Here is a 25,530-nt window from a genome sequence, read left to right as displayed (position 1 = left end):
AGAAAAATAGAATGAAAATATATAATAAGTTCCCCTCTTGTTATATAGAAAATAAGCATTAGTAGAGATACTAGTGCTTATTTTATTTTTGTTGTTTAAGAATATATGATAATATTAAAGGAGTAGTAGAGAAAATAATGTTAGATATAGGAAAGAGGTGAGTAATTAGTGAGTTTGGCAGATAGGTCATTTCTCACTAAATATAAATATGAATTTGACAAAGGAAGATTTTTTAAATAAATGTCATATCACTGAAGAGAATATTGAAGAAAATCAGATTGATTGGAATGTGTTGAATGACATATACATTGATTTCAATAGATATAAAAATAGTTATGAAAGTCAGGCAGATTTTATAGCAAACACTCTTAGAACCCATAAAAAAATACACTCGGTGAAATCTAGGGTAAAGGACTCTGAGCGATTAATTGAAAAAATTATTAGAAAAACAGCTAGCAGGAAAGAGAAATATGGAAAGGATTTTCAATTTTCTGTTGAAAACTACAAAGAGGAAATAACGGATTTAATTGGAGTTAGGGCAATACATATCTTTAAAGAAGATTGGGAGGACATACATAACTTTATTTTAAATACTTGGAAGGTTATAGAGATAACAGCTAATGTTAGAGAAGGTGATGATACACAAGGATTTGAGGAATTAGGAATTGAAATTTACTCTAGAAAATCCGGATATCGTTCCGTGCACTACTTGATTGAGTTTTTTCCAACAAGTCAAAAGGTTATAGCAGAAATTCAGGTAAGAACAATATTTGAGGAAGGCTACGGTGAAATTGATCACCAGTTGAGATATTCTAATAGTCAAATTCCTGAAATATTAGCATCGAATCTTCTATTATTTAATCGTATAGCTGGCAGCTCTGATGAGATGGCTTCCTTTATAAACCAGCTCAATAGAAACTTGCATGAAATAGAGGAAAAGTACGAGCAGGTAATAAATTTAAAAAATAAACAAATAAAAGAACTAAAAGATATAATTGAACAGAAAACAGATATAGAGGAAAAAGGTAAATGATAAGATAAAAAGCAGAACATTATTTTATTATTTATAGATTTACTGCTCAATAATCAATAGAAAAATAATTGTTATTTGAATTTGTAATAGATGGAAAAAGTGTTATTTAATTAAATTATTTGATATTATAACAAACTAGCGTTATTATATAAAAGGAGTCAGCACCAAAGAGTTTTAAGTGAAAGCTGAATTTAAAAGACTAAAATAATATGGCTCCTTGGTCAAGCGGTCAAGACGTTACCCTCTCACGGTAGAATCAGGGGTTCGATTCCCCTAGGGGTCACCATCTATTGAAATATAAGAGTTTCAAAGGTTTTGAAGCTCTTATATTTTTTCAACTTTGCACCATTTTACCTTTAGATAGGCATACAGAGTTAGGTGATTTGCAAAGAATTTGCCGCAAAGTTAATAGATAAAATAAGCATTAGGAGAAATACTAGTACTATTTTATTTGAAAATAACTACTATAAAGAATAAAGTCGTTAATAATACATAAACTCTTAAAAGATTATTTAAGGAAGGAGTTTATGTATTATGAGTGATTTTAGTACAGATGATTTTGAAGAAATATTAGATTCTATAAAACATAAAATAAGTGATTTTGTTTTATGTGATGATATAAGATCCATTGAAAGTAATTTTAATACTAAAGGTATGGTGTTTAAGGTTAAAAATAATCCTAGAAAAGATGGAACTGTTATAGTTGGAGAAGATAACGGTGTAATTGCAGTAGATATAAGCTTAGCTGATAATGCTGTGAGAAATTTTATTCTTGACGATAAGAATGATATAGATGGAATTAAAAATATAGTAGGTTGGTTTGAGGAAAACTATAGATTAGAAGAGAGTCTTAGATAAGGCTCTTTTTACTAGTTACTCAAATAAAAATAAGTGTATCTTAAAATAATTGAAAAATCATTTTAAGATACACTTATGGTCGAAATATATTAATTGAAAATGAATATAGGTGTTAGTTCACCTTGATACTCATAATACAATAAAAAACTAGACTTTATCAATTCCTGTCTTAAACTTAGCTGATGAATTGTTGTCTTAAAAAATATATTTACTATTATAAGTATATCCAGAAATATTAACTTTATTCACTAATGTTAAAAAAATAAAAATTTTACGAAATTTATCCGACGACGGCTAGATTGTTAATAGAATCTAGTCGTCAGCTGACTTATTTATCCTTTTACCTTTACTATTTCAAAGTTTTCAGAGTTATCTCTAGATAGACCATATATTTTAATCTCCTCACCGTTGATGTGCTGTGTGTTTATGAGTTTAACATTTACAGATTTATCTTCAGATATAGTTTTCAAGTCACTATCACTAATGAGTCCGTTGGATCTATCCATTTTATTTAACACATTAAAAACTTGATCAGATACTGAAACTTTGGCATCTCCTATTCCAATGTAGTCATTCACAATAATTACCCCTTTCGTTATTATAATATATATTTTTTCCTGTTATGCAAAGTTGATACTGAGTTTTTACAGTATTTTATCACCAAAGGGGTTAATATATGGAGTTGGATCACTTTATTGACTATATAAAATATTATATAGTCAAGCACTATTCCTTTGCTCTGCTTAGTAAAAAACCTACAGATGCGAACAAAAGATTACGAATTTCAACTGCAGATGCTCCAGTTTGATTTACATTGAGCCAATGAACTGCAACAGATGTTAAAAGACAAATAATTGCTACAGTACATGATATAAAGGTTTGAAGCTTTTTACTGGTAATATTGGAGTTTTCTGTAGTTTGAGCACCAAAAATAAAGCCGAATATGCTAGACATAACTGAGCGTATACTTACATCTGTGGGACTGGTTTGATTATAAGGATCAAAGAAGATAGTTAAAATTGTTTCAGCAAGAGCTATAAAACCGATAATAATTAGTGATTTAACTGCCATGTTAACTGAGCCAATATATTCTTTAATGCAACGATAATACTCCTTCATAGATATCACACCTCAATTTATAATATGAAGGTAGAATAATCTATGTTAAAAGTAAAAATTAAAAATGAGAGATAAAAGTTGAATAAACAAATATTATAATAATGGGGCGAGGTGCTCAGAGTAATAGTTAAATATCAAATACTATTTTTTACGTTTGGTTTCATCATTATTACTAAGTAAATTGCTAAGTGGTGCTGAGTGGAAGTCAGTATAATCTCCATAGTCAGCTTGATTAACAACTTCTGGATTAGAAGTAAATAAACTAGTAAATTCAGTGACAGGGTCTTTATTTGTATTATTTATTTTATCAGTCATAGTATCACCTCCAGTAATTATTATGAGAAAGAATATTTTAAATATGTGCAAAAGATAGAGAAGTAAGATAAGAAACTGGGATTATAGAAAAGTGAGTTGTGTAGCTAAATTAAACTTATTGATTTTTATTATCCTTATTTGATTTAAATAAAACTCTCATTATAAAAATAAGTGTAAGGATAAAAAAGGTTAATAGAATTGCTAAAATTATAGAATTTCTATGACTACTAGATTCAATTGAGTTCCAAAGCTTATTTAACATCACATTCACCTCATAGTTAGATTACCCTGGAAATATGCTTAATAAACTGGAATATAAAGTAATGTGGGAAAAAATTTGCCACAATTTTGTCACAATACTGTAACAATAGTCATTTATAATAAAAAGAAAGGTCTTAATAACTTTAAGATCGACCCACACACAAGTATTTACTTTACACCACACAAGTATTTACTTTTTACAGCACTTGGTTAGTCCCAGGTGCTTGTTTTTTTATTGGATAAAATACATAAATTCTTAATAATTCTGTAATAATATTGTGACAATATATATTTATAATAGTAAGTGTCCTAGGATATTAGGTCTTAGAGAAAAGTTCTTTAGGAGGCATTAGTATGAAAGAAATACTAATTATATTGGATATAATGACTATAATAATAACTTTAGCATTATGTAAAGCTAGTAGTAGGGCAGATAAAATGATAGAAAATATCAATGAATTTAACATAAGTGTAAAATAGATATATATTAAGTCCCCTCTTAATTATATATACAAAATAGGCATTAGTAGAAATACTAGTGCTTATTTGCATTTCTAAAATACTGAAGGTTTTGTGTTTTATATAGTAGTGATATGCTTAAAACTGTTAAGTATATTCCTTTAGAATGGAGATTAAGTTAAGAGATAAAAGATTTTAGAGTGAAAAATGAATTTGAATATTAACAATATTAAGAAAATATAATATACTATTAGTAGATAATAAATTTCAATAGAGTTTCATACTGGTCCATTTTAATTAAGTTACTAAACACATCGCATACTTATTATACACAAATTGACTAAAATAAAGGTTTCAGTTCCAGTGTAAAATTAATTATGGAGGTGTAAATAGATGGTAGACTTAACATCTCAAAAAGAACAGGACAAAGATGAAAAGGTAGATCAGTTAAGTGAAGTAGTAGATGAAGATAATGATAATTCAACAGAAGATACTTTAGAGACAGTATTATTAACAGGATTTGCGGCTATTATTATGGGTATATTAATATTTTTATTTAGATAGAGCCTTTGGGCTCTTTTTTTACTATCAAATAAATGTTCATATTATAAATAGAATAAATAATACACAAATTGAGAGAGTTTCTAATAAAATGTATCAACAGATGATGAAAATTGATAAAGGAGATGTTTTGATGAATGCACCAATAAATGGTAAGTCCACTGTTACAGTAGAACAATGTGAAGCTTTCTTAAGGAAGCAAAATTCTAATGCTCCACTCTTAGCAAGTATTTATAAAAAGTATTGTGATATTTATGGCATAAGGCTTGAATGTATTTGGGTTCAGATGTGCTTAGAAACAAATTTTTTAAGATATTCAGATACTTCGATAACTACCTTAGATATGCATAACTATGCTGGATTAGGTGCAGTGGATGGGAATGGAAGAAGGCAGGCGTTAAGCTTTGATACAGAAGATGAAGGTATTAGATGCCATGTACAACATTTATATGCCTATTGTAGTAGTAAGCCCCTGCCTAAAAATGAAATATTAATTGATCCAAGATTTAAATATGTGACAAGAGGCACAGCACCTAATATTGAAAATCTAGGTAATGGTAATTGGGCTAGCGATAAAGCTTATGCTAGTAAGTTATTAAATTTATTAAATCAATTACTAATGGACGATAATATAGTAACTCAGAGAAATTCAGGAGGTAATATTATGAGTAAGTTTGCAATAGATCCAGGTCATGGCTTTTATCCAGATACAGGGGCAGAAGGATACCTTAATGAACAAAATTGTGCTCTAGATATAGCAAATAAAGTTATATCTAAGCTTCAAGCTTTAGGGCATACTGCTTTTAATGTAAGGCCTTCCAGTGCTTCAAGTGTTACAGAATCACTTCAAAAAAGATGTGATGCTTCTGCTAATGCGGATTATTTAGTTTCTATTCATCTCAATGCAGGTGGAGGAAAAGGTTCAGAAGTATTTGCTATGAGTACTGCAGGTAAGACTTTAGCTTCTAAGGTCTTGACTTCTCTTGTAGCACTAGGATTTGTTAATCGTGGAGTAAAAGATGGCAGTAATTTGTATGTTATAAGACACAGCAATCCTGTGTCTATATTAATAGAGGTTTGTTTCGTAGATACCCAATCAGATGCAAATCTGTATAACTCACTAGGGAGTGATAAAATTGCATCTGCAATAGTACAAGGCTTAACAGGACAAACCGTAACTAGTAAAACCACTTCAACAACAACTACTTCCACAGTAAAAATAAGCGATGCTATAAAAGCTTTGCAATATGATTTGAATATAGATTATAATGCAAAGCTGACATTAACAGGAGTTGCAGATGCTGCTACTATTTCTGCTTTAAAGGGAATTGAAAGTATAATAGTTAAAGGGCATAAAAGCAGTGTAGTTAAATGGATTCAGCAGAAGCTTATAGGATATGGTTATTTAGCTAAGGGAAAAGACACCGGAATCTATGATGAAGCAACTTTTCAAGCGGTAACAAATATGCAGAAAAATTGGGGAAGAGCTACAAGTGGTATTTTAAATCAAGAAACCTGGAGCATATTCTTAAATAACTAAGCAAACTAAAAATAGTATAAGTATTAAAGTAAAGGTTAGATGGCTGTAAAAGGCTCTTTAACCTTTACATACTAATTCGTTTACAAAATGTTCAAAGAAAGTAAATGGAAAATTAATACTTATGACATAATGACGTAACAATTACTGTTTATAATAAGAAGTGTCCTAAGTTATTAAAACTTAGAGGAATTAGAAAAAGTATGTAATAGCCCCCTATTATATAGAAAATAAGCATTAGTTCAATAACTAATGCTTATTTTATTTTCATAAGGTTATATGGATAAATTAAAAAGCACATAGATTAAATTATGTGCAATGATTATTTCTTATTTTCTTTGTTGTCTTTTTCATCATCTTTTTCATCATAATATGGGAAAAGGCAATCTGTGCCCTTTAAACCATCAGAACCACCAGTGCCGGATATGCCCAAAGAACCAGTAGTTGAAGGACCAGCAGCTAGTTTATCATTTTTGTTATTTTTCACCATAAAAACACCTCCCTAAGTTTTATTGTATTCTAAATCTAATAAATTATAATTGGTATATGGTGGGACAGAATTTGTAATTCAATAAAGAGTTAGTAAGAAAAACAATAAATTTGGGAATAATAGCATTAATATAGTAAAAGAGGGGGTATCATTGTGAAAGTTAAAGATAAATTTGGATTATTTATTTTTGGTACCTGAGTTTTATTTATACTAGTGGAGCTAGTAAATATAGCTTTAGGATTTTTGCATTAGTTCATCAACCTATAGAAGTAATTTCGCTAATGCTTAAAAAGATTCAAGCCAATGATATTATTTATAAAATAAAAAATTGCCACACTTTTGTAACAATATTGTAACAAAAGTAGTTTAAAATGATAAGTGTGATCTTAACAACATTAAGATATACCATAAACCAACCATTTACTTGTCAGAGCACTTGGGTAACCGCCAAGTGCTCATTTTTTTATTTTGAATACCACCTGCTCAATGTCATCAACTTAAGGATTCTTTACCTGGATATTGGGAACTATTTTATAAGGCGTTAAAAATATCGAAATTTATCAGTTACAGAAGGTGTAGCAGGAAAGCTTACAGTTTGGAGAAAAGTTACGCATATACACTATGAAGCATTAAGGAAAAGATGGCAGAAATTATTACTAGATGCTTTAGAATTGAATCTTATAAATGTTAAAAAGGAGTTTAGAAAGTTAAAAAGTGAGCTATATAAAAAATTGAAAAATGGTTTATATATATATATGGTAAGGGTGAAGTGAAAACAGCAAAACAAGCAGCTAAATACGTAGGTAGATATACCTCTAGACCTGCGATAGCAGAGTCAAGAATATTAAAGTATGACGGAAAAAAGGTAGTGTTTTATTATGAAAGACATGAAGATAGAGTAAGAGTTGAAGAAGAATTAGATGTACTTAATTTTATAGGGAAAATTATAAGACATATACCGGAAAAGAATTTTAAAATGATAAGATATTATGGTATATATGCTAAAAATACTAAGCACAAGAATAAGTTTTTTAAACTGATAGATGAAAAAGTTGCTGAATTTAAAAAGAAGATGAAAATTTGGCAAACAAGAATATTATTAACCTTTGGAGTAAATCCATTAAATTGTCCAAGTTGCGGAAGAAAGATGAGGTTTAATGATATAGTCTATTATGGAGTAAGTGTTAAAGAGAAATTAAAAGAACAAATTTTCATAAGCAATGAAAAGAAGATTGAACAGTTAATACATGACTATGGAGTGATAAAATAGAGCCAGTATTTACATAAGGAAAGGTACGTTGTAAAATGGCTAATAAGAAAAAGAAAGTAAAAGACAAGCAAAGAGAAAAAAATAAAATAAAGAAGGCAAAAGCTTTAGTAAAGGCATTTTTTGAAGAAAAAAAGAATGATACGATAACTTATCAGTGTTTAAACTGTGGTGCAGAAACGGAGGTTTCAAGGTTATCTATAGAAATGCATATAACTAGAGATGAATTTGGAGATGTTGATATACCAGGATATGCATGCGAAGCATGTGACTCTACAATGATAGTTAAAAATCCTGAAAAGTTAAATCTTAAAGAAGCAGACTTTGATGAAGTATTTGAGGAATTTAAAAATAAAAATTTCTAGATTTATAATGCTACCGCATAAATGTAACTGTAAAAAAATTAAAGGAAATCAATAAAAAGGATAAAACCAAAGGCTGCCGCCTTATTTTTAGAAAGCGACAGCAATAACGAGGCCCCAAGGACTCTTTTTTATTTTCCGTGTCACAAAGTAAGACCTCCATATACATACAGTTTGAGAAAGAAATTTTAATATATGTTTTAGGAGGAAAAGAAAATAATGAATAATTTAAAAGTTAAAAACATTAATGGAGTATTAGTTGTAGAAATTAGAGAAGTTGCTTTAATGGTAGCAAAAAGACATGACCACTTATTAAGAGACATTCAAGGGTATATATCTATTTTATCTGACAACCCAACTTTGGGGAGCGAAAATTTTTTCGTGGAAAGCACTTTTGAAAACAAAGGGAAACATTATACTTGCTATCTGCTAACACGTAAGGGTTGTGACATAGTTGCTAATAAAATGACAGGAGAAAAATGCGTTCTATTTTCAGCTACTTATATAAACCGATTCTATGAAATGGAACAACAACTACGATAATTAATAATGTATTGAATAGTTAATGGATTTAGTAGAGTAGAAATATATATCTTTTTACTTTACTGCATATTGAATGAACTATTAGCATATTGACGCTGACCATTAGCTGTGTTAAAATTCTTGTAGACTAATATGCAGATTGAACGGAAAATACTGTTCAGATGTTGATATATAAGGGAGTAGATAGGTGCTGGTGTGCCTGCCGGTCTTCAAAACCGTTCTGCCGTGCTAAGACCACGACGGGTGGGTTCGATTCCCACATATTCCCGCCAATAATAGAATGTCAAGATGTTTAGTGAATTTATAAAGTTTGCTGGACGTCTTTTTATTTAGATAAAAAATTTTATTTGTTGATGTTTATACCTTCCTATGATTAAATAGTTTTATAGTAGTATAAAAGGGTGGGAAACAGATGAATATTCAAATTTTTGGAGTAAAAAAGTGTTTTGATACAAAGAAAGCTGAACGATATTTTAAGGAGAGAAAAATTAAATATCAGCTTATTGATTTAAATAGTAAAGGTCTCAGCAAAGGGGAACTAGAAAGTGTTAAAGCATCAGTAGGTTTAATGAATTTAATTAATAAAGAATGTAAGGAGTATGAAAAGTTAAATATTCAACATATTATTAATAGTAGTGTTAAAGAAGAGATACTTTTGAATAATCCCAAGCTTTATAAAACTCCTATAGTGCGTAATGGAAAAAAAGCAACAGTTGGATATGAACCAGAGGTTTGGAATACCTGGGAATAGATATCATGAAATCAAGGTTGAACCCCGTAAGGATATTATAGTTAGTAGTTATAGGACTAATCTTTATAGAAAAATAACTTGAATTTTGTCGATTTTGTATGTATCATAATTTCGAATGAAGAACATAGCAATGTATATAGAATTGGAGAAAAACTAATGAAAAAATTTAAAAAATTTTATATTGAAATTACTAATGTATGTAATCTTGCTTGTAGCTTTTGTCCTCAAACAAAGAGACAACCTGAATTTATGAAGCTAGAAACCTTTAATAAGATATTAGAACAGATAAAACCCCATACTGATTATATATATTTTCATGTAAAAGGAGAACCGCTATTACATCCGCATATAGATGAATTTTTGAATTTAAGCTATGAAAAAGGCTTTAAGGTAAACATAACGACAAATGGCACTCTTATAAATAAAGTGAAAAATAAATTACTTATGAAGCCTGCATTAAGACAGGTTAACTTTTCACTGCACAGCTTTGATGGAAATGAAGGAAGCGCTAATAAAGAGGAATACATTAATGATATTATCTCTTTTGTTAAGGAAGATACCGATAATACTAACATTCTCGTATCATTTAGATTATGGAATCTGGATAAAGATAATATAACAAATATTGAAAGACAAAAAAATAGCGATATGATTCGAGTAATAGAACAAGAATTTAATTTGCCTTATAAAATTGAAGAAAAGATCGACCCAAGCAGAGGGATTAAAATTTCTGATAGAGTATATCTAAATCAGGATTTCGAATTTGAATGGCCAGATTTAAAAAAAGATGAAGATAAGGGCACCGGTTTTTGTTATAGTCTTAGAAACCAAGTTGCTATACTAGTAGATGGAACAGTAGTACCTTGTTGTCTTGATGGAGAAGGAGTAATTAACCTTGGTAATATTCATAAAACTCATTTTACTGAAATAGTTAATGGGGAAAGAGCGAGCAATATTGTTAATGGCTTTTCAAGAAGAGAAGTTGTAGAGGAACTTTGCAGAAAATGTGGATATAGAAAAAGGTTTAATTGATATATAGATAAGTTTATCCGATGACTATCCGCTCTAATAATCCCTCTTCTCCAAGAGGGATTAAAGAGCGGCTACGTCCCTGGATTCGTAAGACTAAGAATCAGATGGGGTTGAAACCCCACCTGATTCAAGTCTTAACTTCATTCTAAATAGGAGGGGGGATAAAAATGATAAACAGATTAAGTAAAGCTAAAGAACAAGTAGAAAAGGCCTTTAATGAAGATAAGGCTGAAGATATGGGCAAAATGGCAAAGAGATTTAAAAATCTGTACTTTGAATGTTTGCAGGAAGGTGAAGATGCAAAAGAGTATCATTATGCTGAATATATTAAAAAAGTTATTATGTTATACTTTGAAAATATACTGAATGGATATGGTGATGCGGAAGCTCTATATGAGGAATGTGAATATGAAGCTCAGCTAGCAGGAATAAGTCCTAATATAACAGTTACATACTGATTATGAGACAATTTTTTTAGTTATTCATTTTTTAGTATAACCAAATATGAAATATTATGATATAATAGTATAATGTCGTATGGAATTATTACAATATCATGTAATAGTCTTGTAAAGTTCGTGCTTTAGTGGGAAAATACAGTAGAGTATATTTAAATTAGGCTATTAAATCTATACTATATTGACATTTCTAGTTTGCTAAGAGAATAGAAACATTAGAAGATGTTAAATAATAAGATATATTTAATATAAAATTAAACAGTTAAAAAATTTGGAGGTGTTGTATTATTAATAAAAATTTTAATCTAAACGAAGGAATTAGAGAAAAGGAAATCAGGTTGGTTGGAGAGGAAGAGAGTAAGATCATGAGCACTAGAGATGCTTTGAATATTGCAATAGAGCAAGATTTAGATCTAGTAATGATCTCTCCAGGAGCTAAACCACCGGTGTGTAAAATAATGGACTATAATAAGTTTCTTTATGAACAGTCTAAGAAGGAAAAAGAAGCTAAAAAAAATCAAAAGACTGTTGAACTTAAAGAAGTAAGATTGAGTCCTACTATAGAGGAACACGATGTACAGATTAAAGCTAATAATGCTATAAAATTCTTATCTAATGATAATAAAGTTAAAGTATCTATAAGATTTAGAGGAAGACAAAATAACTTTACTAGTTTAGGATATAAGGTGTTAGAAGCTTTTGCTGCAAAAGTTGGCGACGTAGGAGTTATTGAGAAACCAGCTAAATTAGAAGGCAATAATATGATTATGATTTTAGCTCCTAAAAAATAATAAAGTTTATTTGAGAGATAGGTATCTTATATCTATCTCTTTACTTATGGACAACATGTAAGAAAATCACTCTGAAAATAGGGTGATTTTTTTATATTCTATTGTTATAATTATATAGTGAATAGTCCAGTATTATAAGATATTCAGAGAACGTTGGAGGTACATGCTTTATGAAGATAATTCATACAGGGGATTGGCATATAGGGAAAATTGTAAATGAATTTAGTATGATAGAGGATCAAGAGTTTATTTTAGAACAGTTAATAAAGGTTATGGAGGAGGAAAAACCTGACGCTTTAGTTATAGCGGGAGATTTGTATGATAGAAGTATACCGCCTGTAGAAGCTGTGGAGCTTTTGGATAAGGTATTTAGCAGGATTTTGTTAGAACTGAAAATACCTATACTAGCTATAGCGGGAAATCATGATAGTGCTGAGAGATTATCCTTTGGAAGCAAAATCCTAACGAAAAATGGATTGCATATAGCAGGAGTTTTTGATAAGGACATAAAGAAAGTGGTTTTTGAAAAGGAAAAGAACCCTGTAAACTTTTACTTGGTTCCTTACGGAGATCCAAGGGAAGTCAGGCATATACTTAGGGACGATGAAATATCAACCCATGATTGTGCTATGAGAAAAATTATTGAAAATATAAAAGGAAATATGAATGATACTGAGAGAAATGTAATGGTTGCTCATGGATATGTGACCTTTATGAAGGAAAAAGCACAAAAGAAAAATGAGGAAGAAGAGTTTAGTAGTTCAAAAGTGCAAAATAGTATAGGAGAAGAGGTTGCTTTAGGAGATAGTACAGAAGATCACAAGAGAGCAGGATTACAAATTTCTGATTCTGAAAGACTTTTGAGTATTGGTGGAACAGATTTGGTTAGTGGTGAATATTTCAGTTGTTTTAGTTATACTGCCTTGGGACATCTTCATGGGCCTCAGAAGGTTGGAAGTGATAGGATAAGATATTCTGGTTCCTTATTAAAATATTCTTTTTCAGAAACTAACCACAAGAAAGGGGTAGCCATTGTAGATATCGATGAAGATGGGAAAGTATCTATACAGTTGAAGGAATTAATTCCTAAACGAGATATGAGAATTATAAAAGGACCCTTAAAGGAGCTGATTGATCCTAAGGTTTATGGTAGTACTAATGTTGAGGATTATATATATGCAATACTTACGGATGAAGGAGAATTAATGGATCCTATATCCAAGCTAAGAGCCGTTTATCCTAATATTATGGGGTTACATAGAGAAGATAACAGTGAAAGAGAAGAGAGCAGAACTGCTGCAGCATTAGGATACCAAAATAAATCAAGGCTTCAGCTTTTTGAAGAATTTTATCAATCTATAGCCGGTAAGGAGTTAACTGAGGAAAAATTTGACCTAGTGAAGGAAATTATAGAGGAAGTAGAGAAAGGGGTGAAGTAAGTTGAGACCGCTAAAGTTAACAATGAGTGCCTTTGGACCCTATGCAGGAGTTGAGATTATCGATTTTGAAAAGCTAAAGGATAAAAATATATTTCTAATTACGGGACCTACAGGAGCGGGAAAAACTACTATATTTGATGCTTTAAGCTATGCGCTCTTTGGAGAGGCATCTGGAAGCAGCAGAGATAAGGATAGCTTAAGAAGTGACTTCGCATTGCCAGAAACAGTAACATATATAGAACTAGAATTTGGACTTAGAGGAAAAGTATATAAAATAACAAGGTTTCCACAGCAAGAGAGAAAAAAGGCAAGGGGAGAAGGTTTTGTATCTAAAAATTCAGAGGCTCACTTAATTCTTCCTGATGGAGATATTATAACAAAAGTAAACAATGTAGATGAGAAGATAAGTGGTATTTTGGGAATAAATAAAAATCAATTTAGACAGATAGTAATGCTTCCACAAGGAGAATTTAGAAAATTGCTGGAAGCTGATAGTGCAGAGAGAGAAGGCATATTTAGAAAAATTTTTGGTACAGAAACCTTTGAAACAATTCAGAGAAAGCTTGATGAACAGAAAAAGTCCATTTACAAAAAAATTGAAGAAACTAAGACTAAAAGGGATACCCATGTAAAACATATAGAGACTGGGGAAGACGAGCTTTTAATAAAGCTAGTAAATGCAAAGGATCTAAATATAACTGAGATAATAAATGAAACTATAGAACTCATTAAAAAGGATGAGAGAGACAGTAAGGAAATTGATGAAGAAGTTAAAGAACTTAGAACTTCACAGGAAAAAGTTCAAAAGAGTATTGTTGAAGGAGAAGAAATAAATAGAAAGCTTAAGGAAAAATATGACCTTGAAAAACAATATGAATTAGATTTATTAAGGGATGAAGAGTATAAACAAAAACAAATTCAGTTAGAAAAAGGAAGAAGAGCAAGGGAAGTTAAGTTAGTGGAGGATTCCTTAAGAGAGAGGGAAAATAATCTTAAGCTTAAGGAAATTCAATATAAGGGGGCGGAAAAAAAGCTCAAGGAAGCTGAAAGCAACCTTCTTTTATGGGAAAAACAACTAAAGGAACAGGAAGGTAAGGAAGGGGACAGAAAGAAGCTAGCTGACAGCATAAATACTCTTAAAAACCAACAGGAAAAAGTTAAGGATTACGAACTAAAGAGTTCTAAAATAATTGAATTAAGAGAAGAACTTAAGAATAAAGACAACTATTTAAAGAAGGTTAAGTTAACTATAGCAGATGAAAAAAATAAGCTTGAAAAGACTAATAAGGATCTGCTTGAGTCACAAAAGGCAGAAACTGAAAAAGAGAAACTTGATAAAACAGTATATGAAAAGGAACTAGTTCTTAAGGATATGAGACTTCTATATAAAAAGACTGGGGAATATATAGATACTGTTGATAAGCATAAAGAAATTAGTAAAAGCTTTGAAGAGTTTGAAAAGAAATATATTGGATATAAAAATAGCTATGAGCTATTAGAGGATAACTTTAGAAGAGGCCAGGCAGGGCTTTTGGCAAAGGATTTAGAGGAAGGAATACCTTGTCCAGTTTGCGGGGCTACAAATCATCCTAAGCTTGCACAATTAATTGATGGGGTGCCTACAGAGGAGAAACTTAAGGAAGTTAAAGTTGAATTTGAAAAACTTAGGGAAGAGAGAGAAAAAAAGCTGCAGGTGCTTTCAGACTTAAATGGAATAATTAAAAGTAGTAAAGAACTTTTACTGGAATTAAAAGATAAACAAAAAGAACTTTTAGGTGAGTTAAGCTCAATTGCTGAAAAAGATATGCTTAATTACCTTGTAAATAAAGGAACGAAGACCAGCGAAGAGTTAAATGTTCTAAAGGAAGATCAGGTAAAGCTTGTAAAACTTATAGAAAAGAAAGGTATGCTAGAAGATACTATAATAAAATTAGGGAATAGCATAAAAGAGAAAGAAGATCTACTACAAGTTTTAGAAAAAGAATATACGGAGTTTTATGGTAAGGTAGAGAGTGAGGAAAAACTTCTCATAAGTATCGAGAAGGAAATTCCTCAGGAAATACGTTCTTCTAACAAGCTTTTATTAAAAATAAAGGAATTAGAAAATGCCCTTATAGGGTTAGAGAATGCTTATAAAAAAGCTCAGGAAAACTATAATAAAGCTAAAACGGATCATGCATCTTCTCTATCAGATAAAAGTGGAAAGGCTAAGAATGTACAGGAAGCTATCAAAGAGGTTGAGGCATGTCAATATGGATTAGATAACAAAATTAAAGATACTGGCTTTGAAGATTGTAACCAATATGCTTTATTTAGGATGGCAGAAGAAGAAATTACATTATTAGAAAAAGATATAGTAGAATACTATCAAAACTTAAAATCTTTAAAGGATAGATTTGAGAAAGCTAGAAAGGATGTAGAGGGATTAAGTGAAATATCTCTTGAAAAGTTGAAGGAATCCTTAAATGACCTTAAACTTCAGCAGCAGAAGCTAGAAGAAAGAGAAAAGACCATATACTCAAGAGTAAATAATAATAGAAAGGCCCTTAAGGAAATACAAAATATAGGTCAGCTTATAAAGGATGATGAGGAAAAATATAGTGTAGTAGGCGAACTAGCTAGAGTAGCAAATGGTGATAACAGAGAGAGAATAACCTTTGAAAGATACGTACTAGCGGCTTACTTCGATGAAATAATTAAGGCCGCTAATATAAGGCTTAATAAGATGGCAGTAGGAAGGTTTGTGTTAAAAAGAAAAGAAGAAAAGGGTAAGGGAAGAAAGCAAGAAGGTCTTGAACTTGAGGTGTTTGACAACTACACTGGAAAGTCTCGTCATGTTAAGACTTTATCTGGTGGAGAAAGCTTTAAAGCATCCTTAGCTTTAGCTCTTGGTCTCGCAGATGTAGTTCAATCCTATGCAGGGGGAATAAGCTTGGATACTATGTTTGTAGATGAAGGCTTTGGAACCTTGGACCCTGAATCCTTAGATAATGCTATTCAGTGTTTGATAAATCTGCAAAAAGGTGGAAGACTGGTTGGAATAATATCACATGTACCAGAACTTAAGGAAAGAATAGATGCAAGATTAGAAATAACACCAGCAAAAGAGGGCAGTAAAGCTAAATTTATAGTGTAGTGGAAATTAGGACTTACCTTAAATATATTTTTGTTACAGGGAAATCATATACTTAAGCTCATACATAGGCCATAGTATAGTAATTGGAAAACTAGAAAAGAGCAGGTTTGAAGGTAATTCAAATCGGCTCTTTTCTAATTCTAAAGTTTAGGATGACTTGTTTGTTAGTCAAGTCTTGAAGACAAGTTGCTTTCAAGCACATCAAGGATAGTAAATCCTTTTTTAGCACATTCATTGATTTGGTCAATCAATTGCTTTTTGTTAAAAAATTCATTTTTAACTGTTGTTTGTTTTTCTGTATCCTCATACTTAAGCACATAAATTTTCATTATTTCTCCCCCTTTAATATTGCTAGGCAAAATATTAAAAAATAAGTAAATATTTATGTAGAAGTATTTCCAAGGATATTAGGAATTGATTTGCTTCTAGTGTTTTTATATCTATATGTGAAGTTTAAGGATATGATGTCTATATGTCTAATTCTATCGAATTTTTTCTCTTCATAAGTCTGTATTTATGAGGAGATATTCCTTCATATTTTATAAAAACCTTAGTGAAGTAAGCAGAATCTATATAACCAATATCCATGGATATTCTACTTATACTTTTGTTTGTAGATACTAATAATTTTTTTCCTTCTTTTACTCGTAACTTGGATACATATTCTATAAAATTTACCCCTGTATTATTTTTGAAATATCTACTAAAATACTGAGGATTTAAATGAATATGCTCTGATACTGATTCAAGGCTTATGTTTTTATTAAAGTTCTTATTTATATATTCCATAGCCTTATGAATAGGATCTTTACCAGAAGCAGAAGATAAATCCTGTGTATTTCGAGAATTTATCTCTTCTTTCTGCAATAATGAAATAATTTTAGTAATGCTCTCATTTAGTTCATCTGGTCTTATTGGCTTTAAGATATAATCAACTACACCAAGCTTAATAGCATTTTGTGCAAAGTTAAAATTGTCGAAGGCTGTTAAAATAATAGTCTTTACGTTTGGGTTAAATTGCATAATTGCTTGCTGGGCTTCTAAGCCATTTTTTTCTGGCATTTTAATATCCATAATGATTATATTAGGTTTATGTTTTTTTGCTAATAGTATAGCATCTTCTCCGTTGGTTGCATCATCTACTATTTCAATATTGGTAAAACTCTTTTTTAACATAAACCTAATAACTTTACGTTCAAAAGCCTCATCATCTACAATTAACAGTTTGTACATAATTTACATACCTCCTAAAAGTTTAGTAAACCAAAGGGAATTTAACGTTTACAGTTGTGCCTATATCAGGAACACTTTCAATTTTAACACCAGATTCAGGTCCTAAATAATATATTAACCTATCATGGACCAGTTTAATTCCAATACCTCCATTAATAGAGGTGGAACTTAATTTATTATTTATACTGTTTAATTTTTCATTACTCATACCTATTCCGTTATCAGTTATCTTAATTTGTATAAATTTATCAGGTAATACTTCTCCATGTATTTTAATTATTCCAGGATCTTTTTTTGGTTCTAAACCATGCATTATAGCATTTTCAATAATAGGCTGTAAAGTCATAGCTGGAATTTTATATCTGAATATTTCATCTGGAATTTTTATATCATAATTAAGTTTATCACTATATCTAATTGTTTGAATAAATAAGTATTTTTTTACGTTTTCAAGTTCAGTGCCTATTTCAACCATATCTTTTGAGTTTTTAATACTATACCTCAATATATCTGAAAGAGAGTAAATGAGATCAGCAGTTTGATTGCAGTTTTCCATAAGGGCCATTCCAGCAATTGTGTTTAAAGTATTAAACAGAAAGTGTGGATCAAGTTGAGATTGAATAGACTTAATTTGAGCATCCTTAGCTAGTTGTTGGAATTTCATTTTTTCTTTAGTTTCTTCAAGTAATTCAGAGTGTGTTATAGTTGCAACTCCCATTTTTGCAATGGAGTTTGTACATAAAGAAAGAAAATCTGCAGATGCCGTTATTTTGTTGTATTTTAGAGATTTTACATGTAATAGTGTGGCTTCAAGTTCATCAACAGGGAGGCTTAACTCATTAGAAAGTTTTTCTAAATCAATAAGTTTCTTATTGCCATTGCCTTTGATAACTACTTGACCACAAAGCATTGAACCAAAATGAATGTCATTTACAATGATTGGAGCAGATAAATCAGTAAGCCCAGCGTGGCAGGTATAAATTACTGGTTTTTTTAGTTGAGTAGACTTTAAGCCGCCCTGTGCATCACAGTTAATACATCGCCTGTAACCTTCTTTAGAGGTTCTTATAAGGTTGCAAAATCTAGTGAAGTTGCTAGGTTTTGTTATAGGAGTACCGATTTTATCAACTGTTATAGCAGACATATTAGTCATTTTTGAGAACTTATCCTGAATATTTTGTAGAGATGGTATATCGATAATCTCGTCTAGTGTATACTGATTTAATTTATTCATAAAAACACCCCATAGATTAACAATTATATTTTAGTAAAAAGCAATTGGAATCAATTGTAAAAAACCTTTGCTGTACAATAATTATACTAATTAAAATCAAAAAAGTACATAAATAAATCTAAAAAGTACAATTTCAAGAAGTTAATATAAGCAATAAAATACGCAAAATATTCTAAAAATTATTTAGCATATTGATATAAAATAAGGGTGTAAAAGGAATTAAAATTTATTTTTATATTTTTAGGAGGTATATTTATGGGACAAGAAGCATTGGGAATGATAGAAACAAAAGGCTTGGTTGCAGCAATAGAAGCTGCAGATTCAATGGTTAAAGCTGCAAATGTTGCATTAGTAGGATATGAAAAAATAGGATCAGGATTAGTAACTGTTATGGTTAGAGGAGATGTGGGAGCAGTAAAAGCAGCTACAGACGCAGGTGCTGCATCCGCTAAGAGAATTGGAGAAGTTGTATCTATACATGTTATTCCAAGACCACATACAGATGTGGAAAAAATATTACCTAAATTATCTGAATAGAAAAGATGAGAGGTAGGAATTTATGGATAACGGATTGATTGAAAAGGTTTTATCTGAACTGGGAAGTAAAATAAATTTACAGAGCTTAGATAAAGACCAAATAAGCAAAATAATTCAAACAGCAGCACAGCAAATACTTGCGAAGGAAGCTGCTCAAGTAATTGAAAATAAAAATGTAGTAGAAGAAAAAAGGGAGGTATTAACTATGAGTGCACCATCAGCAATAACAGAATTTGTAGGAACAGCTATTGGAGACACTATTGGTTTAGTTATAGCTAATGTAGACTACTATTTACATGAAAAAATGGGATTAGATAAAAAGTACCGTTCTATAGGAATAATTAGCTCAAGAACAGGGGCAGGTCCTCATATTATGGCAGCAGACGAAGCTGTAAAAGCTACTAATACAGAAGTAGTAACTATCGAAATGGCAAGAGATACAAAAGGTGGAGCTGGTCATGGTTCATTAATCATCCTAGCTGCAGAAGATGTATCCGATGCAAGAAGAGCTGTAGAAGTTGCTCTTAAAGAGTTAGATAGAACTTTCGGAGATGTTTACGGATGTGATGCAGGACACCTAGAACTTCAATATACTGCAAGAGCAAGCTTGGCATTAGAAAAAGCATTTGGTGCTCCACTTGGAAAAGCTTTTGGAATAATTGTTGGTGCTCCAGCTGGTATCGGTGTAGTAATGGCAGATACAGCAATGAAAACTGCAAATGTTGAAATGGTAACATATGCAAGCCCAGGTGCAGGAACAGCACACTCAAACGAAGTTATTATAACAATAACTGGAGATTCAGGTGCTGTTAGACAATCAGTAATAGCTGCTAGAGAAGTTGGTTTGTCTTTATTGAAAGCAATGGGACAAGAAACTCAATCTAGTACTCAACCATATATTTAACAGAGGGTGGTGTTACAGTGAAAAAGTCTAAAAGATTTGAAGTATTAGAAAATAGACCAGTTCATAATGATGGATTCGTTAAAGAATGGCCAGAAGTAGGTTTGATAGCTATAGGAAGTCCAAATGATCCAATTCCAAGTGTTAAAGTGGAAAATGGAAAAATAGTTGAAATGGATGGAAAGAAGAGAGCTGAATTCGACTTTATCGATAGTTTCTTAGCTGACCATGCTATTAATATAGAATGCACTGAAAAGGCTATGGCAATAGATTCATTAGACATAGCTAGAATGTTAACAGATATAAATGTTTCAAGAGATGAAATTGTAAAAATAACTACTGCCTTAACACCTGCAAAGCTAGTTGAAGTAGTTGACAAACTAAATGTAGTTGAAATGATGATGGCTCTTCAAAAAATGAGATCAAGAAGAACTCCATCAAATCAATGCCACGTTACTAATCTACGTGATAATCCAGTTCAGATTGCAGCAGATGCAGCAGAAGCAGCTATAAGAGGCTTTGATGAAATGGAAACAACTGTAGGTATAGTAAGATATGCACCTTTCAATGCTTTATCAATATTAATAGGATCACAAACAGGAAGAGGAGGAGTACTTACTCAATGTGCCTTGGAAGAAGCTACAGAGCTTAAACTAGGTATGCTTGGATACACAGCTTATGCAGAAACAATATCCGTTTATGGAACAGAAGATGTATTTGTTGATGGTGATGATACTCCTTACTCAAAATCCTTCTTAGCGTCAGCTTATGCATCCCGTGGTCTTAAGATGAGATTTACTTCTGGTACTGGTTCAGAAGTTCAGATGGGATATGCAGAAGGTAAATCAATGCTTTATCTTGAAGCAAGATGTATTATGGTAACAAAAGGTGCAGGAGTTCAAGGACTTCAAAATGGTTCTATTAGCTGTATAGGTGTTCCTGGTGCAGTACCAGGAGGTATAAGAGCAATTTTAGCAGAGAATCTTATTACTACTATGTTAGATATGGAAGTTGCATCTGGTAACGACCAAACATTTACTCACTCTGATATAAGAAGAACTGCAAGAACTATGATGCAGTTCTTACCAGGAACTGATTTTATATTCTCTGGATATAGTTCTACACCAAATTATGACAATATGTTTGCAGGAGCTAATTTTGATGCTGATGATTATGATGATTATTTAGTTCTTCAAAGAGATTTAAAGGTTGATGGAGGTCTTATTCCAGTTAAGGAAGAAGATGTAATATATATTAGAAATAAGGCGGCAAAAGCAATTCAAGCAGCATTTAGAGAGTTAGGCTTACCTACTATTACAGATGAAGAAGTTGAAGCAGCAACTTATGCTCATGGTAGTAAGGACATGCCAGCTAGAAATGTTGTAGAAGATTTAAAAGCTGCTCAAGAATTGTTAACACATGGTGTAACAGGACTTGATATAGTTAAAGCACTTCACAAGGGCGGATTCCCTGAAATTGCTGAGAGAGTTCTTAACTTGTTAAAACAAAGAATAGTAGGAGATTACCTTCACACATCAGCTATATTTGATGGAAAGTACAATGTTATAAGTGCTGTTAACGATCTTAATGATTATATGGGACCTGGAACAGGATACAGACTTGAGGGTGAGAAATGGGAGAAAATTAAGAACATAACTCACGCTTTAGATCCTGATAAAATGTAGGGGAGTGATTGATATATGGTAAATTCAGTGTCTAACGAAGAACTAATAGAATTAATAACCAAGCAGGTATTAAGTCAATTAACTACTAATGTAAATTTAAGTTGTGTTAAAACTAATGCTTCATCTGCAAGAGTTGGCAAGATGAGATTAGAAGAAGTTGGTACTGCTGAAATTGGAAAAAGAAATGATGAGGTTGTTATAGCTGTAGCACCAGCATTTGGTGTATATCAAACTGAAACAATAGTTGGAATACCTCATGATGAAGTGTTGAGAGAAATTTTAGCAGGTATAGAAGAAGAAGGAATTAATCCGAGAGTAGTAAGGTCCTTACGTACATCAGACGTATCTTTTATGGCTAATGATGCTGCTAAGATAAGTGGATCAGGTATAGGTATAGGTATACAGTCAAAAGGTACTACAGTTATACATCAAAAAGACCTAGAACCATTAAATAACTTAGAATTATTTCCGCAAGCTCCATTAATAGATAGAGAAACCTTTAGAGCTATAGGGAAAAATGCAGCAAAATATGCTAAGGGAGAATCACCAGACCCAGTTCCAGTTAGAAGCGATCAAATGGCAAGACCAAAATACCAAGCTAAATCAGCAGTACTTCATATAAAGGAAACAGAACATGTAGTACCAAATGCTAAGTCTATAGAATTAAAAGTAGTTTTCGAATAGGGGTGAAGATATGGATAACAATGCTTTAATAGAACAAATAATTAATCAAGTTTTACAAACTATGTCAGTTGGTGGAGAAAAGCCAACAGAAAAATGTGAACCAAAATGCTCTGAAACTTTAACTAAAAATGATTATCCTTTAGGCCAAAAGAGAAGCGACTTAATAAAAACTAAAGGCGGCAAGGGCTTAAATGATATAAATATAGAAAATGTATTAAATGGAAGTATAACTTCAGATGATATAAAAATAACTCCAGAAGTTCTTTTATATCAAGCTCAAATAGCAGAATCAGTAGGAAGAGATGCATTTGCAAGAAATCTTAAAAGAGCTGCAGAGTTAACTGTAGTTCCAGATGCTAGAGTTCTAGAAATATACAATGCATTAAGACCTTACAGATCAACAAAACAAGAATTACTTGATATAGCAAGTGAATTAGAAAATAAATATAATGCAAAAACAAGTGCTGCACTTGTTAGAGAAGCTTGCGAAGTATACGAAAAGAGAAACAGACTAAAAGTTTAGGTAGGTGGTACAAGTGAAACTTGTGGCAGGAGTAGACATAGGAAATTCTACCACTGAGGTTGCCATTGCTGATTTTGATGCAAATTTGAAGTTTGTTAGCAGCAGTATGGTTAAGACTACAGGAATTAAAGGGACAACTGACAATGTAGCAGGAGTACTTCTTGCTTTAAAAGAGGCTTGCGATAATATAAACATTACAGTGGATCAATTGGATACCATATGTATAAATGAAGCAACCCCAGTTATTGGTGATGTAGCTATGGAAACTATAACAGAAACCATAATTACAGAATCTACTATGATAGGCCATAATCCAGAGACACCTGGAGGACTAGGAGTAGGCACTGGAAAAACAGTTTTCCTTGAGGAATTGGAATATCTTCATGCAAATGAGGAAGTAATATGTATAATTCCTAGATCAGTAGACTTTGAAACTGCAGCTAAGAAATTAAATGAAGCATTCAAGAGGAATATAGAAATCACTGGTGCAGTGGTACAAGCGGATGATGGAGTAATAATATCAAATAGGATAGACAAGAAAATACCTATTGTTGATGAGGTAGCCTATATTGATAAAGTGCCTATGGGAATGCTTGCAGCAGTAGAGGTAGCAGCGCCAGGAAAAACCATAAAGGTGTTATCAAATCCTTATGGACTTGCCACTGTATTTAAACTTTTACCTGAAGAAACAAAACATATAATTCCAATCGCTAGGGCTCTTATTGGCAACAGGTCAGCTGTTGTCATAAGAACCCCTGAAGGGGATGTAAAGGAGAGAGTTATACCTGCTGGAAAGTTAATTCTTATGGGAACAAAGCAGAATAAGATTGGAATAGAGCAAGGTTCCAGTGCAATAATGGATAGCTTAAGTGAAGTGTGGCCTTTACAGGATGTAACTGGAGAACCAGGTACAAATGTAGGCGGTATGATTGAACGAGTAAGACAGGTAATGGGAGAACTTACAGGACAAAATATAGAAGAGATAAAGATTCAAGATATTTTAGCTGTAGATACCTTTATACCTCAAAAAGTTCAAGGTGGATTAGCTGGAGAATTTGCACTAGAAAATGCTGTAGCTCTTGCAGCTATGGTAAAAACAAGTAAACTACCAATGGAAACTATCGCTAAAAAGCTTCAAGGCGAAACTGGTGTAAAAGTTTTGATTGGTGGCGTAGAAGCAAATATGGCGGTACTGGGAGCTCTTACTACCCCTGGAACAGATAAGCCTCTTGTTATATTAGATATTGGAGGCGGTTCAACAGACTCTGCCTATATAAATAAAGATGAATCTGTTAAATCTATTCACCATGCTGGTGCTGGGGAAATGGTTACAATGCTGATAAAATCTGAATTAGGATTGGAAGACTACAATTTAGCAGAGGATATAAAGAAACATCCTTTAGCTAAAGTGGAAAGTCTTTTCAATATAAGATATGAAGATGGAAGTGTGTGTTTCTTTCAGCAGCCATTAGATGCATCTCTATTTGCAAGGAACATAATAGTGAAAAGTGATGAGATGATTCCTATTCCAACTAGACATGCAATAGAGAAGATAAAAATGGTTAGAAGAGAAGCAAAGAGAAAGGTATTTGTAACTAATGTTATTAGGGCCTTAAAAGATGTTGCACCTAATAAAGATCTAAGAAGTATCGATTTTGTGGTACTAGTAGGTGGATCTGCACTGGATTTTGAAATTCCTGAAATAATATCAGATGAGTTATCTCACTATGGAGTTGTCTGCGGAAGCGGCAATATAAGAGGAAATCAAGGACCTAGAAATGCGGTTGCAACTGGACTTGTAATATCTTATTACAATAGCTTGAGAGGTATATAATATGATAGCTAACAATTTAGAAATACCTTGTATTTTTGTATGTATAAATAATCTTAAAGAACCTTTTCTAAAAGAAATTCTTGCAGGAATAGAAGAAGAAGGCATTCCTTACAATGTGAAAAATATAAATTTTAATGAAAGTACTATTTTGAGGGAAGTTTATACCGCAGCACAGGAGTCTAGAATGGGCATAGCTATTGGCGTTATAGAAGGCAGATTAGTACTTCATTTTAACAAACTTAAGGAAGAAAAGCCACTTGTAGATATAAAATTAGATTTATATGAGAAAGAAAAAGCAAGAATAGTTGGATGTAATGCAGCAAGACTCTATAAGATAATGCCTTTCAAGGATATTGAATCCGTTAATATGGAATTGCTAGAAAAAGTTAGAGCATCGGTTATTGCCGTTATAAATAAACTAAATATCAAAATTACTTAAGAGAAACTAAACACATAATTTTATGCAAATTATAATAAGTTGAATTTT

General features: G+C 31.6%; 27 protein-coding genes, 2 tRNA genes and 1 pseudogene. 23 read left to right on the top strand and 7 right to left on the bottom strand.

Annotated features, from left to right (window positions below):
* Window positions 1–208 precede the first annotated feature (208 nt).
* The 3 genes from CLMAG_RS17130 to CLMAG_RS17120 all read left to right on the top strand — a co-directional run bounded on the left by CLMAG_RS17130 (window position 209) and on the right by CLMAG_RS17120 (window position 1,891).
* Complete coding sequence (locus CLMAG_RS17130) at window positions 209–1,033, top strand: RelA/SpoT domain-containing protein (RefSeq protein WP_066625301.1); 825 nt, start codon at window positions 209–211, stop codon at window positions 1,031–1,033.
* A gap of 211 nt (window positions 1,034–1,244) precedes the next feature.
* Window positions 1,245–1,319 (top strand) — tRNA-Glu (locus CLMAG_RS17125).
* A 248-nt stretch (window positions 1,320–1,567) separates the two neighbouring features.
* Window positions 1,568–1,891 (top strand): hypothetical protein, encoded by a 324-nt coding sequence (locus CLMAG_RS17120; protein WP_066625299.1) that lies wholly within the window; start codon window positions 1,568–1,570, stop codon window positions 1,889–1,891.
* A 332-nt stretch (window positions 1,892–2,223) separates the two neighbouring features.
* Here CLMAG_RS17120 and CLMAG_RS17115 read toward each other — a convergent pair whose 3' ends face one another.
* The 3 genes from CLMAG_RS17115 to CLMAG_RS32545 form a co-directional block, all read right to left on the bottom strand.
* The gene (locus CLMAG_RS17115) at window positions 2,224–2,469 is read right to left on the bottom strand and encodes a hypothetical protein (RefSeq protein WP_066625295.1); all 246 of its coding nucleotides are present in this window, start codon (window positions 2,467–2,469) and stop codon (window positions 2,224–2,226) included.
* Between the two features lie 148 nt (window positions 2,470–2,617).
* A complete protein-coding gene (locus tag CLMAG_RS17110) occupies window positions 2,618–3,010 on the bottom strand; it encodes a hypothetical protein (RefSeq protein WP_066625290.1) in 393 nt (130 codons plus the stop codon).
* A gap of 141 nt (window positions 3,011–3,151) precedes the next feature.
* Window positions 3,152–3,325 (bottom strand): hypothetical protein, encoded by a 174-nt coding sequence (locus CLMAG_RS32545; RefSeq protein WP_161486996.1) that lies wholly within the window; start codon window positions 3,323–3,325, stop codon window positions 3,152–3,154.
* Between the two features lie 615 nt (window positions 3,326–3,940).
* Here CLMAG_RS32545 and CLMAG_RS34400 point away from each other — a divergent pair.
* From CLMAG_RS34400 to CLMAG_RS33810, 3 genes are all read left to right on the top strand, one after another.
* Window positions 3,941–4,066, top strand: a complete 126-nt coding sequence (locus CLMAG_RS34400) for a hypothetical protein (RefSeq protein ID WP_278330905.1) — start codon at window positions 3,941–3,943, stop codon at window positions 4,064–4,066.
* Between the two features lie 372 nt (window positions 4,067–4,438).
* Window positions 4,439–4,609, top strand: coding sequence for a hypothetical protein (locus CLMAG_RS32540; RefSeq protein WP_161486995.1), 171 nt, complete (start codon window positions 4,439–4,441; stop codon window positions 4,607–4,609).
* A 100-nt stretch (window positions 4,610–4,709) separates the two neighbouring features.
* On the top strand, window positions 4,710–6,146 hold the full coding sequence (locus CLMAG_RS33810) for an N-acetylmuramoyl-L-alanine amidase (protein WP_242873067.1): 1,437 nt from the start codon (window positions 4,710–4,712) through the stop codon (window positions 6,144–6,146).
* A 319-nt stretch (window positions 6,147–6,465) separates the two neighbouring features.
* On the opposite strand, the gene CLMAG_RS32535 is transcribed toward CLMAG_RS33810, so the two are convergent.
* On the bottom strand, window positions 6,466–6,633 hold the full coding sequence (locus CLMAG_RS32535) for a hypothetical protein (RefSeq protein ID WP_161486994.1): 168 nt from the start codon (window positions 6,631–6,633) through the stop codon (window positions 6,466–6,468).
* A 554-nt stretch (window positions 6,634–7,187) separates the two neighbouring features.
* On the opposite strand from CLMAG_RS32535, the pseudogene CLMAG_RS17100 reads away from it, so the two are divergent.
* From CLMAG_RS17100 to CLMAG_RS17060, 10 genes and pseudogenes are all read left to right on the top strand, one after another.
* Window positions 7,188–7,903 (top strand): annotated as a pseudogene (locus CLMAG_RS17100) (IS91 family transposase); the annotation flags it as partial.
* A gap of 35 nt (window positions 7,904–7,938) precedes the next feature.
* Window positions 7,939–8,265 (top strand): hypothetical protein, encoded by a 327-nt coding sequence (locus CLMAG_RS17095; protein WP_066625282.1) that lies wholly within the window; start codon window positions 7,939–7,941, stop codon window positions 8,263–8,265.
* A gap of 216 nt (window positions 8,266–8,481) precedes the next feature.
* A complete protein-coding gene (locus CLMAG_RS17090; RefSeq protein ID WP_066625276.1) occupies window positions 8,482–8,805 on the top strand; it encodes a Rha family transcriptional regulator in 324 nt (107 codons plus the stop codon).
* 175 nt (window positions 8,806–8,980) lie between these two features.
* A tRNA-Sec gene (locus tag CLMAG_RS31825) sits at window positions 8,981–9,077 on the top strand.
* Between the two features lie 140 nt (window positions 9,078–9,217).
* Window positions 9,218–9,556, top strand: a complete 339-nt coding sequence (locus tag CLMAG_RS17085; RefSeq protein WP_066625274.1) for an arsenate reductase family protein — start codon at window positions 9,218–9,220, stop codon at window positions 9,554–9,556.
* A 156-nt stretch (window positions 9,557–9,712) separates the two neighbouring features.
* Entirely contained in the window at window positions 9,713–10,588 is an 876-nt protein-coding gene (locus CLMAG_RS17080) for a radical SAM/SPASM domain-containing protein (protein ID WP_066625272.1), read from the top strand.
* Between the two features lie 167 nt (window positions 10,589–10,755).
* Entirely contained in the window at window positions 10,756–11,046 is a 291-nt protein-coding gene (locus CLMAG_RS17075; RefSeq protein ID WP_066625270.1) for a hypothetical protein, read from the top strand.
* A gap of 284 nt (window positions 11,047–11,330) precedes the next feature.
* Window positions 11,331–11,837, top strand: coding sequence for a translation initiation factor IF-3 (gene infC, locus CLMAG_RS17070; RefSeq protein ID WP_066625268.1), 507 nt, complete (start codon window positions 11,331–11,333; stop codon window positions 11,835–11,837).
* Between the two features lie 170 nt (window positions 11,838–12,007).
* On the top strand, window positions 12,008–13,276 hold the full coding sequence (locus CLMAG_RS17065; protein WP_066625262.1) for an exonuclease SbcCD subunit D: 1,269 nt from the start codon (window positions 12,008–12,010) through the stop codon (window positions 13,274–13,276).
* A 1-nt stretch (window position 13,277) separates the two neighbouring features.
* Complete coding sequence (locus CLMAG_RS17060) at window positions 13,278–16,412, top strand: AAA family ATPase (RefSeq protein ID WP_066625260.1); 3,135 nt, start codon at window positions 13,278–13,280, stop codon at window positions 16,410–16,412.
* Window positions 16,413–16,576: 164 nt separating this feature from the next.
* Here the strand turns inward: CLMAG_RS17060 and CLMAG_RS33025 are convergent, their stop codons facing one another.
* The 3 genes from CLMAG_RS33025 to CLMAG_RS17050 all read right to left on the bottom strand — a co-directional run bounded on the left by CLMAG_RS33025 (window position 16,577) and on the right by CLMAG_RS17050 (window position 18,879).
* Window positions 16,577–16,741 (bottom strand): hypothetical protein, encoded by a 165-nt coding sequence (locus CLMAG_RS33025; protein WP_169809807.1) that lies wholly within the window; start codon window positions 16,739–16,741, stop codon window positions 16,577–16,579.
* A 139-nt stretch (window positions 16,742–16,880) separates the two neighbouring features.
* Window positions 16,881–17,645, bottom strand: coding sequence for a response regulator transcription factor (locus CLMAG_RS17055; RefSeq protein WP_073393317.1), 765 nt, complete (start codon window positions 17,643–17,645; stop codon window positions 16,881–16,883).
* 22 nt (window positions 17,646–17,667) lie between these two features.
* A complete protein-coding gene (locus CLMAG_RS17050; protein WP_066625258.1) occupies window positions 17,668–18,879 on the bottom strand; it encodes a sensor histidine kinase in 1,212 nt (403 codons plus the stop codon).
* A gap of 255 nt (window positions 18,880–19,134) precedes the next feature.
* Here CLMAG_RS17050 and eutM point away from each other — a divergent pair, with 255 nt between their 5' ends.
* From eutM to CLMAG_RS17015, 7 genes are read left to right on the top strand one after another with little or no spacing between them, the layout of a single operon-like run.
* Window positions 19,135–19,416 (top strand): ethanolamine utilization microcompartment protein EutM, encoded by a 282-nt coding sequence (eutM, locus tag CLMAG_RS17045; RefSeq protein WP_007059959.1) that lies wholly within the window; start codon window positions 19,135–19,137, stop codon window positions 19,414–19,416.
* 22 nt (window positions 19,417–19,438) lie between these two features.
* A complete protein-coding gene (gene pduB, locus CLMAG_RS17040; RefSeq protein ID WP_066625257.1) occupies window positions 19,439–20,320 on the top strand; it encodes a propanediol utilization microcompartment protein PduB in 882 nt (293 codons plus the stop codon).
* Between the two features lie 17 nt (window positions 20,321–20,337).
* On the top strand, window positions 20,338–22,002 hold the full coding sequence (locus tag CLMAG_RS17035) for a propanediol/glycerol family dehydratase large subunit (RefSeq protein WP_066625254.1): 1,665 nt from the start codon (window positions 20,338–20,340) through the stop codon (window positions 22,000–22,002).
* A 15-nt stretch (window positions 22,003–22,017) separates the two neighbouring features.
* Complete coding sequence (locus CLMAG_RS17030; RefSeq protein WP_066625250.1) at window positions 22,018–22,686, top strand: propanediol/glycerol family dehydratase medium subunit; 669 nt, start codon at window positions 22,018–22,020, stop codon at window positions 22,684–22,686.
* A gap of 10 nt (window positions 22,687–22,696) precedes the next feature.
* Window positions 22,697–23,209 carry a diol dehydratase small subunit gene (locus CLMAG_RS17025; protein ID WP_066625248.1) on the top strand — a complete coding sequence of 171 codons (513 nt, stop codon included), beginning with the start codon at window positions 22,697–22,699 and terminating at the stop codon, window positions 23,207–23,209.
* A 13-nt stretch (window positions 23,210–23,222) separates the two neighbouring features.
* A complete protein-coding gene (locus tag CLMAG_RS17020; protein WP_066625241.1) occupies window positions 23,223–25,043 on the top strand; it encodes a diol dehydratase reactivase subunit alpha in 1,821 nt (606 codons plus the stop codon).
* A gap of 1 nt (window position 25,044) precedes the next feature.
* Window positions 25,045–25,482 (top strand): glycerol dehydratase reactivase beta/small subunit family protein, encoded by a 438-nt coding sequence (locus CLMAG_RS17015; RefSeq protein ID WP_066625239.1) that lies wholly within the window; start codon window positions 25,045–25,047, stop codon window positions 25,480–25,482.
* Window positions 25,483–25,530: the final 48 nt, after the last annotated feature.

Origin of the sequence: Clostridium magnum DSM 2767 (assembly GCF_001623875.1) — a bacterium.
Lineage (GTDB): Bacteria > Bacillota > Clostridia > Clostridiales > Clostridiaceae > Clostridium_AM > Clostridium_AM magnum.
The sequence above is the reverse complement of the archived record's forward strand: the minus strand, read 5'-3'. Positions and strand labels throughout refer to the sequence as shown.

Coding starts and splice junctions, on each gene's coding strand:
- CLMAG_RS17130 (WP_066625301.1), top strand. CDS start 209: ATGAATTTGACAAAGGAAGATTTTTTAAATAAATGTCATATCACTGAA.
- CLMAG_RS17120 (WP_066625299.1), top strand. CDS start 1,568: ATGAGTGATTTTAGTACAGATGATTTTGAAGAAATATTAGATTCTATA.
- CLMAG_RS17110 (WP_066625290.1), bottom strand. CDS start 3,010: ATGAAGGAGTATTATCGTTGCATTAAAGAATATATTGGCTCAGTTAAC.
- CLMAG_RS32545 (WP_161486996.1), bottom strand. CDS start 3,325: ATGACTGATAAAATAAATAATACAAATAAAGACCCTGTCACTGAATTT.
- CLMAG_RS34400 (WP_278330905.1), top strand. CDS start 3,941: ATGAAAGAAATACTAATTATATTGGATATAATGACTATAATAATAACT.
- CLMAG_RS32540 (WP_161486995.1), top strand. CDS start 4,439: ATGGTAGACTTAACATCTCAAAAAGAACAGGACAAAGATGAAAAGGTA.
- CLMAG_RS33810 (WP_242873067.1), top strand. CDS start 4,710: ATGATGAAAATTGATAAAGGAGATGTTTTGATGAATGCACCAATAAAT.
- CLMAG_RS32535 (WP_161486994.1), bottom strand. CDS start 6,633: ATGGTGAAAAATAACAAAAATGATAAACTAGCTGCTGGTCCTTCAACT.
- CLMAG_RS17095 (WP_066625282.1), top strand. CDS start 7,939: ATGGCTAATAAGAAAAAGAAAGTAAAAGACAAGCAAAGAGAAAAAAAT.
- CLMAG_RS17090 (WP_066625276.1), top strand. CDS start 8,482: ATGAATAATTTAAAAGTTAAAAACATTAATGGAGTATTAGTTGTAGAA.
- CLMAG_RS17085 (WP_066625274.1), top strand. CDS start 9,218: ATGAATATTCAAATTTTTGGAGTAAAAAAGTGTTTTGATACAAAGAAA.
- CLMAG_RS17080 (WP_066625272.1), top strand. CDS start 9,713: ATGAAAAAATTTAAAAAATTTTATATTGAAATTACTAATGTATGTAAT.
- CLMAG_RS17075 (WP_066625270.1), top strand. CDS start 10,756: ATGATAAACAGATTAAGTAAAGCTAAAGAACAAGTAGAAAAGGCCTTT.
- CLMAG_RS17065 (WP_066625262.1), top strand. CDS start 12,008: ATGAAGATAATTCATACAGGGGATTGGCATATAGGGAAAATTGTAAAT.
- CLMAG_RS33025 (WP_169809807.1), bottom strand. CDS start 16,741: ATGAAAATTTATGTGCTTAAGTATGAGGATACAGAAAAACAAACAACA.
- CLMAG_RS17055 (WP_073393317.1), bottom strand. CDS start 17,645: ATGTACAAACTGTTAATTGTAGATGATGAGGCTTTTGAACGTAAAGTT.
- CLMAG_RS17050 (WP_066625258.1), bottom strand. CDS start 18,879: ATGAATAAATTAAATCAGTATACACTAGACGAGATTATCGATATACCA.
- eutM (WP_007059959.1), top strand. CDS start 19,135: ATGGGACAAGAAGCATTGGGAATGATAGAAACAAAAGGCTTGGTTGCA.
- pduB (WP_066625257.1), top strand. CDS start 19,439: ATGGATAACGGATTGATTGAAAAGGTTTTATCTGAACTGGGAAGTAAA.
- CLMAG_RS17030 (WP_066625250.1), top strand. CDS start 22,018: ATGGTAAATTCAGTGTCTAACGAAGAACTAATAGAATTAATAACCAAG.
- CLMAG_RS17025 (WP_066625248.1), top strand. CDS start 22,697: ATGGATAACAATGCTTTAATAGAACAAATAATTAATCAAGTTTTACAA.
- CLMAG_RS17015 (WP_066625239.1), top strand. CDS start 25,045: ATGATAGCTAACAATTTAGAAATACCTTGTATTTTTGTATGTATAAAT.